The organism is Rugamonas fusca (genome assembly GCF_014042365.1).
Classification (GTDB): domain Bacteria; phylum Pseudomonadota; class Gammaproteobacteria; order Burkholderiales; family Burkholderiaceae_D; genus Rugamonas; species Rugamonas fusca.
The window spans coordinates 1-9,077 of the sequence record NZ_JACEZS010000047.1 but is presented as its reverse complement, the minus strand read 5'-3'; the positions used below and the strand labels follow the sequence as shown (position 1 = coordinate 9,077).

The window sequence follows — 9,077 nt, the reverse complement described above, 5'->3', positions numbered from 1 at the left end:
CAAGTACTGAGAAAACGGGCGCGACAAGCGTTTGCGGCTAAGGCAGGCAAGAAATTGCGCCTCGATAAAATCGAGGCGCCGGGACAGTATTATCGACTTGACGCTGGTTGGCTAATGGGTGACCCCGTCCTTGGGCGCCGTGGGCGGCGTGACCAGGCACAGCTGGTAAGGCTGGCGGCTGCTGCCCACCCAGGCGGAATAGATCTGGCAGCTGTCCTCGTGCAGCACGATGCCGTAGCGGTCCAGGATCGCGCGCGCGCGGCGCACCAGCTCGGCCTGGCGCTGCAGCGCGGCCGGCCGCTGCTCGGGCGGCGCCAGGTCCGGCTCGGCGCCACTGGCGGTCAGCATCACGTACATCGGGCCGCTGCGGGCAGCCATCATGTCGGCCACCCGGCGCGCGTAGGCCGGGGACTCGGGGAAGCCCGAGCCAAGCGAAACGAAGGCCAGCTCGCGCGGGAAGAACTGCACCATCCAGCCCAGCGGCGGGTCGCCCTGCACCGTGATCACCATGCTTTGCGCCGGCACGGCGATGGGCGGCACGTCGGCGTGGGCCGCCGTGCGGGCCCAGCCGGCATGGCCCCAGTTCGATACGGGCCAGATCGCCACGGCCGCCAGCAGCAGCGCGTAGCCGGCCACGCCGCGGGCCACGGGGGCCGGCATCAGCCGGTGCGCCACCAGCCACAAGGCCAGCGGCGCGAGCAACTCCAGCGGCACCAGGTAGCGGTAGATGCCAAACAGGTTGAGCCAGCCCACGTAGGCCAGCGCGCAGAACGTGAGCAGGAAACCGATGCGCTGGCGGCGCGGCGTGAGCGCCGGCAGTTGCCCCAGGATGGCGGCGCGCAGGCTGCGCACACCCAGCGCCAGGAAGGCCAGGTACAACATGGGCCAGATCAGCTGCGTCATCGGGATTTCGATCACGCGCTGCGGATGGAGCGTGAAGATGAACGGCCACAGCAGCCGCTCGGCCCAGCCCTTGGGCAGCCAGCCCGTGTCGCCGATGCCGATCGGCGCGGCCAGCGCCGCGTGGAAGCGGTCGTTAAACTGGGGGAACAGCGGATTGCCGAACACCTGCCACATGCGCCAGTACCAATGGCCGGCCGTCACGGCAATGCCGCCCAGCACGCCCACGCCGAACACGAAGGCGGCCCGCAGCCGGCGCGCCAGTCCGCCCCGCACACCGAGCAGCGCCAGGCACAAGGCCACGGCATAGGTGGCGTTGGTCAGCTTGAGGCCGCAGCCGGCGCCCATCACGAGGCCGGCCAGCAGCGCCACCGGCAAGGCCTTGCCCGAAGCGAGCCGCGACCAGGCTTGCAGCAGCAACAGCAGCGCGCCCAGCACGAACAACGAGGTCAGGTTGTCGCCCATGGTGTTGCCCAGCTCGGACAGGAAGCCGGGCCCGAGGCAGCCGGCCAGCGCCAGCAGCAGCGCCAGCCGGTGCGCGCCACGATCGAGCAGCAGGCGCGCCACCCCCAGCAGCAGCACGAAATTGAGCCCGTGCAGCCAGCCCATGAGGAAGCCCACGGCCGGCGCCGGCAGTACCCGGTTCAGGCCGTAGTACAGCAAGTCCAGCGTGGGATTGAAATAGCTTTGCCACTGTCCCGGCGCCAGGTCGAACCCGATCTTGCCGTTCATCAGGGCGTACGGGTTGTAGAAGTGGTAGTTGTGCAGGTCCCAGTTATCGTCCTGGCCACGGGCCAGCGACAACAAGCCAAACAGCAGCGGCACCAGCCAGATGGCCGCGCGCGCGACGGCGGGCTGGTCGAGCGAGCGCCACAGGCGGCGCACGGCGCCTTCCAGCGCCAGCAGGGGGGAGCGGAGTAAATTCATGGCGACGGGACGGACGGCGCCGTCCGGTTAGCGTTGAAAGACAAAGAACTTGGCGCTGGCGAAATTGAGCACCATGCCCGCCAGCGAGCCGCAGCCCACGGCCAGCATGGGCACCAGCACGGACGGCAGCGCCGGCCAGCCGCGCAGCAGCCACACGGCCACGCTGTAGACGGCGTAGTTGAGCAGCCCGCCGCCGGCCATGGCCAGCAGGTAGCGCCACCATTCCATCCACACGGAACCGCCGCGCGCGCCGGTGAAGGTGTAGCGACGGTTGATCTGCCAGGTGACCCACACGGCGCCCAGGAAGGACAGCACGCGGCCGGCGTAGAAACCCAGGCCCAGCGCCAGCGCCACGTACAGCAGCGCCACGTCGGCCACCAGCCCGGCCACGCCGGCCACGGCGAACCGCAGCGCCTCGCGCCTGATCCGGGTCATCGCGCGCGCCGCTTACGGCTGCCCGACGCCGGGCGCGGGGATGGCCAGGTAGGCGAAGCGTTTCTGCTCCACCCGGCCCTTGGTGACGGTGTCGAGGATCAGGCCGCACGACAGCAGGATCAGGCCGAACAGGGCCAGGCCCGAGCACAGGATGGCCGTGGGCAGGCGCGGCACCAGGCCCGTCTCCAGGTAGGTTTGCAGCAGCGGCACGGCCAGCCCCAGCGACAGCAGCGCGCACGCCAGCGCGCCGATCGAGAAGAAGGCGAACGGCTTTTCCGTCTTGAACAGGCGCAGGATCATCCACAGGATGCGGATGCCGTCGCGGTAGGTGTTGAGCTTGCTGACCGAACCTTCGGGACGGGCGCCGTACTCGGTGGCCACTTCGGCCACCGGCATGCGCAGTTCCAGTGCGTGCACGGTCAGTTCCGTCTCCGTCTCGAAGCCGGCCGCGTGGGCCGCGAACGATTTGACGTAGCGGCGCGAAAACACGCGGTAGCCCGACAGCATGTCGGTGAAGGTGTTGCCGAACACGGCGGCCACGAAGCCGGTCAGCATCTTGTTGCCGAAACGGTGGCCGAAACGGTAGGCTTCCTGCTCGGTCGACACGCGCGTGCCCACCACCATGTCCAGCCCTTCGCGCACCAGCTTTTCGGCCAGTTGCGGCGCCACGCTGGCGTCATAGGTGTCGTCGCCGTCGACCATGATGTAGATGTCGGCCTCGACGTCGGCGAACATGCGCCGGATCACGTTGCCCTTGCCTTGCAGCGGTACCTTGCGCACGATGGCGCCGGCGGCCAGCGCCACGGCCACCGTGTCGTCGGTGGAATTGTTGTCGAACACATAGACCGGGGCGCCCGGCAGGCAAGCGTTGAAATCGCGCACGATGGCGGCGATGGTCAGCGCCTCGTTATAGCACGGCACCACGATCGCGATGCGTTGATTGGAAAGGATAGTCACTCGCTGTCGGTCAATCTGAATAGGATGAAAAAAAAGCCCCGCGACGGGCCCTGGGCGCCGCAATTTTACCAAATCGGCAAAACTGCGGATTCTATACGATCTCCGTCAGGCAGTACACCGGCGCGCCACCGGGCCGGCTACTGCGGGCGCTGGCCCGCGGTAGCCGGCCGACCGGATGTGGCCAGCCGCGCGTCAGGCCTTGGGCAGGCCGCCCAGCAAGGCAGCCACTTTCTGCTTCGGCTTGGCGGGTGTGGCGGCGGCCGGCGCGGCGGCCGGCGCCGTGTTGCGCGGGGCCGGCTCGTAGGGCTTGAGGAACCACGGATCGACCTTGTCGCGGCGAGGGCCGGCGCCGTTGTACGAGGACGCGGGACGGGGGCTGCGTTCGGCCATGCGGGCGGCTGGCGCGCGCGTATCGCTGTCGGCCGGACGGCGCGCACGACGGTCGCCGTGGCGTTCATCGCCAACGCGCGTGGTGCCGGGCGTGAAGCCGTCCAGCGTGCCGCGGCGGATGGTCTGCTTGATCAGTTTTTCGATGTCGGCCAGCAGGCGTTCATCCTTGTCCGAATAGATCGAGATGGCGTCGCCCGAGGCGCCGGCGCGGCCCGTGCGGCCGATGCGGTGCACATAGTCTTCCGCGTTGTAGGGCAGGTCGTAGTTGATCACGCACGGCAGGTCGGAGATGTCGAGCCCGCGCGCGGCCACGTCGGTGGCCACCAGCACGTCGATCTCGCCCTTCTTGAACGCGTCCAGCGCGGCCATGCGTTCCTGCTGGGTCTTGTCGCCGTGAATGGCGGAAGCCTTCATGCCTTCCTGCTCCAGCCCGCGCGCCAGGCGCGAGGCGCCGATCTTGGTGTTGGAGAACACGATCACTTGCTTCAAGTCGCGCTGGCGCAGCAGATGGGCCACCAGGTCGCGCTTCTGTTCTTCCGGCACCTTGTACACCACCTGGGTCACCTTGTCGGCCGTGGCGTTGCTGCGCGCCACTTCGATCGTCAGCGGGTTGTTGAGGAAGGTGTTGGCCAGCTTCTTGATCTCGGGCGAGAACGTGGCCGAGAACATCAGGTTCTGGCGCTGCTTGGGCAGCATGTTGATGATGCGCTGCAGGTCGGGCAAGAAGCCCATGTCGAGCATGCGGTCGGCCTCGTCCATGACCAGCATCTGCACCTGGTTCAGGGCGATGTTCTTCTGCTCCACGTGGTCCAGCAAACGGCCCGGGGTGGCGATGACGATTTCCACGCCGCCCTTGAGGATCACGGTCTGGCCCTTCATGTCCATGCCGCCGAACACCACGGTCGAGCGCAGCGGCGTGTGCTGGGCGTAGGCCTTGACGTTGTCGGCCACCTGCACCGCCAGCTCGCGGGTCGGCGTCAGGATCAGCGCGCGCACCGGGTGGCGCGCCGGCGACATGCTGGCATTGGCGTGCGCCAGCAGCATCTGGATGATGGGCAGGGCGAAGCCGGCCGTCTTGCCGGTGCCGGTCTGGGCCGCGCCCATCACGTCGCGCCCTTGCAGCAGCACGGGGATGGCCTGGGCCTGGATCGGGGTCGGGTGCACATAGCCCTGGTCCGTCAGCGCACGCAGGATCAGGGGCGACAGGCCGAAGTCGGCGAAGCGGACCTGGGCCGCCGGCGCGGGGGCGGCAGCGGCCGGCGCGGCCACAACAGGTGCGGACACCGGTACCGCCGGGGCGGCGGCAGGCGCTGGCGCAGCCGGTGCGGCGTTGGCCGCGTCAGCCGGTGCGACAGTGGCGGCGGCAGCGGTATCAGCGGCGGCCACGTCGGCAGCGGCCGGTGCGGCTGGCAAGGGGGAAGCGCCGGGAGTGGCAATCATCTCGTTTTCAGACATAGTAAGGTTCGGCTTCCGTCCAGCGGCCAGCCATGCTTTCTTCAATTAACAACATTTTCTGCGAACAACGGTCCGCCCGGCCAAAAGCACCTGCACTCGCCATCGCGAGAAATGCGGACACAGGGGGAAGCGACAGGACGGGCAGGACGCGCCAGGGCGGCGATGCCGCGCTGCCAGCGCGGCGCGCCCGTCATGGCGCGCGCAGACGTGGATACAATATCAGCGCCGTAAACTATACCCTAAATCGCCGCAACCGCCCACGAAAACAGCACGCCGGCGGCAATCTATTGCTGCAATGGAAGGTATAATGGCCGTTCCGTCCAGCAATTTGAACTCCCGGTCCCGCCACCGGCGCGCCCTTCCCACCGGGCTGGCGCCGCCGCGCCGCCGGCGCCCCCCCGCCATGCCCGTGTCGATGCCGCTCCGTCAGGAGCGCCCTACTCCGTTCCCGCCGCAGCGCCGCCTGGCCGCGCGGTTGCTGGCGCGCGCGCTGCCGGCTTTGCTGGCCTTGCTGGCCCTGCTGGCGGGCCCGCTGCCCGTGTGGGCCGGAGTGCCGGCGCTGCGCTTCCAGAAGCTGGGCCCGCTGGGCAATGACGAACCGACCATGCTGGCCCTGCTGCAGGATCGCCAGGGCTACGTGTGGGTGGGCACCCTCAGCAACGGCCTGTACCGCTACAACGGCTACCAGGCCGTCAAGTACGCGCACCGACCCGGCGACGCCCACAGCCTGCCCCACAACCGCGTCTCGGCCCTGTACGAGGATGAGCAGGGGCGGATCTGGGCCGGCACCCAGGATGGCCTGGCCCGCTACAACCCCGAACGCAACGACTTCACCGTCTACGCGCCGGCGTCCGGGCCGCACAACCACCGCATCATCAAGGCCATCATTGCCGACGGCCACCACGGCATGTGGCTGGCCAGCTGGGGCGGCCTGCAGCACTTCGACCCGGCCACGGGCGCTTTCACCGTCTACAGCCACGACCCCAACCGCCCCGACAGCCTGGCCAGCAACGACCTGAACGCGCTTGCGCTGGACCCGGTGGGCGGCGTGTGGGCCGCCACCTGGCCCGGCGGGCTCGATTACCTGGCGCCCGGCGCCAGCAGCTTCGCGCACCGCCAGGCCGACCCGGCGCCCCAGGCCGAAGCCCGGCGCAACATCGTGCGCGCGTTGCAGTTCGATGCGGCCGGCGCGCTGTGGATAGGCACCGAGGCCGGCGTGCTGCGCTGGGATGGCCGCAGCCCATGGCAAGCGCGCAAGGCGGTGCCGGCGCCGGCCAGCCGCGTCACCAGTTTCTACCTGGACCGGCAGCACACGCTGTGGGCCACCACGCTGTCGGCCGGCCTGCTGCGCTGGAACGGCGCGGCCGGCCAGTTCGAACGCTTCCGCCACGCGCCCGACGATCCCTACAGCCTGCCCAGCGACAACCTGAAAGCCGTGATGCAGGACCGCGGCGGCATGTTGTGGGTGGCCTCGTACACGGACGGCATCAGCCTGGCCAACCTGGCCAGCGCCGGCCTGGCCCGCTACGTGCCGTTGCCGCCAACGGGCGCGGCGGCCAACGCCAGCGACGCCATGCTGGCCATGGCGCGCGCGCCGGGCGGGCGGCTGTGGCTGGGCAGCGATACGGGACTGAGCCTGTACGACCCGGCCAGCAACCGGATCGTGCGCAACTACCGGGCCCAACCGGGCAAACGGGGCACGCTGAGCCAGGACATCATCTACAGCCTGTACCAGGATGGCGCGCCGCACGGCCCGCTGTGGCTGGGCACCGCCGATGGCCTGAACCGGCTGGACCAGCCCCATGGCCCGTTCCGCGTGATCCACTTCGGCAATCCGGCCAGCGACTACATCAACGCCATCGCGCCCGGTGCCGGCGGCGTGCTGTGGCTGGCCACCGGCAACAGCCTGATCCGATACGAACCGGCCAGCGACGCGCGCCGCGTGTACCGGCACGACCCGCAAGACCCCGCCAGCCGCAGCGTGGACGGCACCTCGGCCGTGCTGGAGGACGAGCGCGGCCGGGTGTGGGCCGGCTCCGAATGGAATGGCGGCGGGCTGGACGTGCTCGATCCGGCCAGCGGCCAGTTCCGCCACTACACCCACCGCGACGGCGACCCGCACAGCCTGAGCGACGACAACGTGGCCAGCCTGCACCGCGATGGCCAGGGCCGGATCTGGGTCGGCACGGCACGCGGCCTGCACCTGGCCCTGCCGCAAGCCGACGGCAGCCTGCGCTTTCGCCACTACGGCGCCGCGCTGGGCGGCGAAAAAGTGCTGGCCATCCGCGACGACGCCCGCGGCCGCATCTGGTGCAGCACGCTCACCGGCCTGTACCGGCTCGACCCGGCCACCGGCCAGGCCAGCCACTACACGGCCACGGACGGGCTGACGGAAGGCTTCATCATCAATTCGGCCGTGGCCGGGGATAATGGCGAACTGTATTTCGGCAGCGTGCACGGGCTGACGGCCGTCACGCCGGAGGCCGTGCGCAGCACCTCGGTGGCGCCGCAAGTGGCCATCAGCGACATCACCATCTTCAACCACTCGATCTACGACGGCAAGCCGGGGCCGGGCGTGACGGTGACGGGCCCGCTGACGGCGCCCACCGCGCTCACGCTGTCCTCGCAAGCGTCCGTGTTCTCGCTCGAATTCGCCGCCCTGCACTACGCCGACCCGGCCGCCAACCGCTACGCCTACCAGCTGCAAGGTTTCGACCGCGACTGGGTGGAAACGGACGCGGCCCACCGCAGCGCCACCTACACCAACCTCAATCCCGGCCAGTACCTGTTCCGGGTGCGCGCCGCCAACCACCGCGGCGTATGGAGCCCGCAGCCGGCCACGCTGCTGGTGACGATCGAACCGCCGCTGTGGCAAACGTGGTGGTTCCGCGCGCTGGCCGGGGTTTTGGTGGCGGCCGCCCTGCTGGGCGCGCACCGCTGGCGCATCGTGCGCCTGACGCGCCACCAGCGCCAGCTGGAACAACTGGTGACGGCCCGCACGGCCGAACTGGAGGAAAGCAACCGCAAGCTGGCCGCGCTCAGCACCACGGACGGCCTGACGGGCGTGCGCAACCGGCGCGGCTTCGACGCGGCGCTGGAAGCCGAATGGCGGCGCGCGGCCCGCACCGGCCAGTCGCTGGCGCTGTCCATGCTCGACGTGGACCACTTCAAGCGATACAACGACCACTACGGCCACCTGGCCGGCGACGCCTGCCTGCAAAAAGTGGCCGCCTTGATCACGGCCCACGGCCGGCGCACCAGCGACCTGGTGGCGCGCTACGGCGGCGAGGAATTCGCGCTGCTGGCCGCCGCCACCGACGCCACCGACGCGTTCGGCATCGCCGAAGCCATCTGCGCCGATCTGGCGCGGCTGCGGCTGCCGCACGACGGCTCGCCGTTTGGCATGGTGACCGTCAGCGTGGGCGTGGCCGTGATGGTGCCCACGGAAGGCAGCACGCCCGACATGCTGGTGCGCATGGCCGACCGCGCGCTGTACCGGGCCAAGGAAAAAGGCCGCAATATGGCGCTGCTGGCGCTGCCGATGGATGAACGATGAATTTGAACAAGCAAGCAACGATGACTGAGCAAGCAACGACGATTGAACCAGCGCCCCCCGCGCCCGATGACGATCCCATGCCCGTGGCGCCGGAACCGCCCGATCCCAACGCCTGCTGCCACAGCGGCTGCGCCTACTGCGTGGAGGACTTGTACGCGGAAGAACGGGCCGCCTATTTCGCCGCCCTCGCCGCCTGGCAACAGCGCCACCCCGCCAAATGACAATTGGGGACGTAACACACAAGCGCAGGCGCAAGTTGGGAAGCGGGGTCAGGTCCGGCATCATGGGAAGCGGGGTCAGGTCCGGCATCACGCCATACCCCTTGGTCTGTGGCGTGATGCCGGACCTGATAATCATCTAGCCAACCTCCCTCCGGCATACGCCGGGGGTACAGTAAGCATTCAATGTCGAGTTGAACTTACGTACAGGGAGGCTGGTATGAGCAAGTATAGCGGTA

6 protein-coding genes are annotated in these 9,077 nt (G+C 69.2%); 2 read left to right on the top strand and 4 right to left on the bottom strand.

Translation table 11 applies throughout. The features are described from left to right. Nucleotides 1-111: 111 nt before the first annotated feature. The 4 genes from H3H36_RS26135 to H3H36_RS26120 form a co-directional block, all read right to left on the bottom strand. Nucleotides 112-1,827 (bottom strand): glycosyltransferase 87 family protein, encoded by a 1,716-nt coding sequence (locus tag H3H36_RS26135; RefSeq protein WP_182220958.1) that lies wholly within the window; start codon nucleotides 1,825-1,827, stop codon nucleotides 112-114. A gap of 27 nt (nucleotides 1,828-1,854) precedes the next feature. Further along, entirely contained in the window at nucleotides 1,855-2,262 is a 408-nt protein-coding gene (locus H3H36_RS26130; protein ID WP_220459864.1) for a GtrA family protein, read from the bottom strand. A 12-nt stretch (nucleotides 2,263-2,274) separates the two neighbouring features. Continuing rightward, nucleotides 2,275-3,219, bottom strand: coding sequence for a glycosyltransferase family 2 protein (locus H3H36_RS26125; RefSeq protein WP_182220957.1), 945 nt, complete (start codon nucleotides 3,217-3,219; stop codon nucleotides 2,275-2,277). A 192-nt stretch (nucleotides 3,220-3,411) separates the two neighbouring features. Further along, nucleotides 3,412-5,064, bottom strand: coding sequence for a DEAD/DEAH box helicase (locus H3H36_RS26120; RefSeq protein WP_375539627.1), 1,653 nt, complete (start codon nucleotides 5,062-5,064; stop codon nucleotides 3,412-3,414). A 403-nt stretch (nucleotides 5,065-5,467) separates the two neighbouring features. On the opposite strand from H3H36_RS26120, the gene H3H36_RS26115 reads away from it, so the two are divergent. Then, nucleotides 5,468-8,620, top strand: coding sequence for a ligand-binding sensor domain-containing diguanylate cyclase (locus H3H36_RS26115; protein ID WP_229220117.1), 3,153 nt, complete (start codon nucleotides 5,468-5,470; stop codon nucleotides 8,618-8,620). Nucleotides 8,621-8,640: 20 nt separating this feature from the next. After that, complete coding sequence (locus H3H36_RS26110) at nucleotides 8,641-8,841, top strand: oxidoreductase-like domain-containing protein (RefSeq protein WP_182220955.1); 201 nt, start codon at nucleotides 8,641-8,643, stop codon at nucleotides 8,839-8,841. Nucleotides 8,842-9,077 lie beyond the last annotated feature (236 nt).

Coding starts and splice junctions, on each gene's coding strand:
- H3H36_RS26130 (WP_220459864.1), bottom strand. CDS start 2,262: ATGACCCGGATCAGGCGCGAGGCGCTGCGGTTCGCCGTGGCCGGCGTG.
- H3H36_RS26120 (WP_375539627.1), bottom strand. CDS start 5,064: ATGTCTGAAAACGAGATGATTGCCACTCCCGGCGCTTCCCCCTTGCCA.
- H3H36_RS26110 (WP_182220955.1), top strand. CDS start 8,641: ATGACTGAGCAAGCAACGACGATTGAACCAGCGCCCCCCGCGCCCGAT.
- H3H36_RS26115 (WP_229220117.1), top strand. CDS start 5,468: ATGCCCGTGTCGATGCCGCTCCGTCAGGAGCGCCCTACTCCGTTCCCG.
- H3H36_RS26135 (WP_182220958.1), bottom strand. CDS start 1,827: ATGAATTTACTCCGCTCCCCCCTGCTGGCGCTGGAAGGCGCCGTGCGC.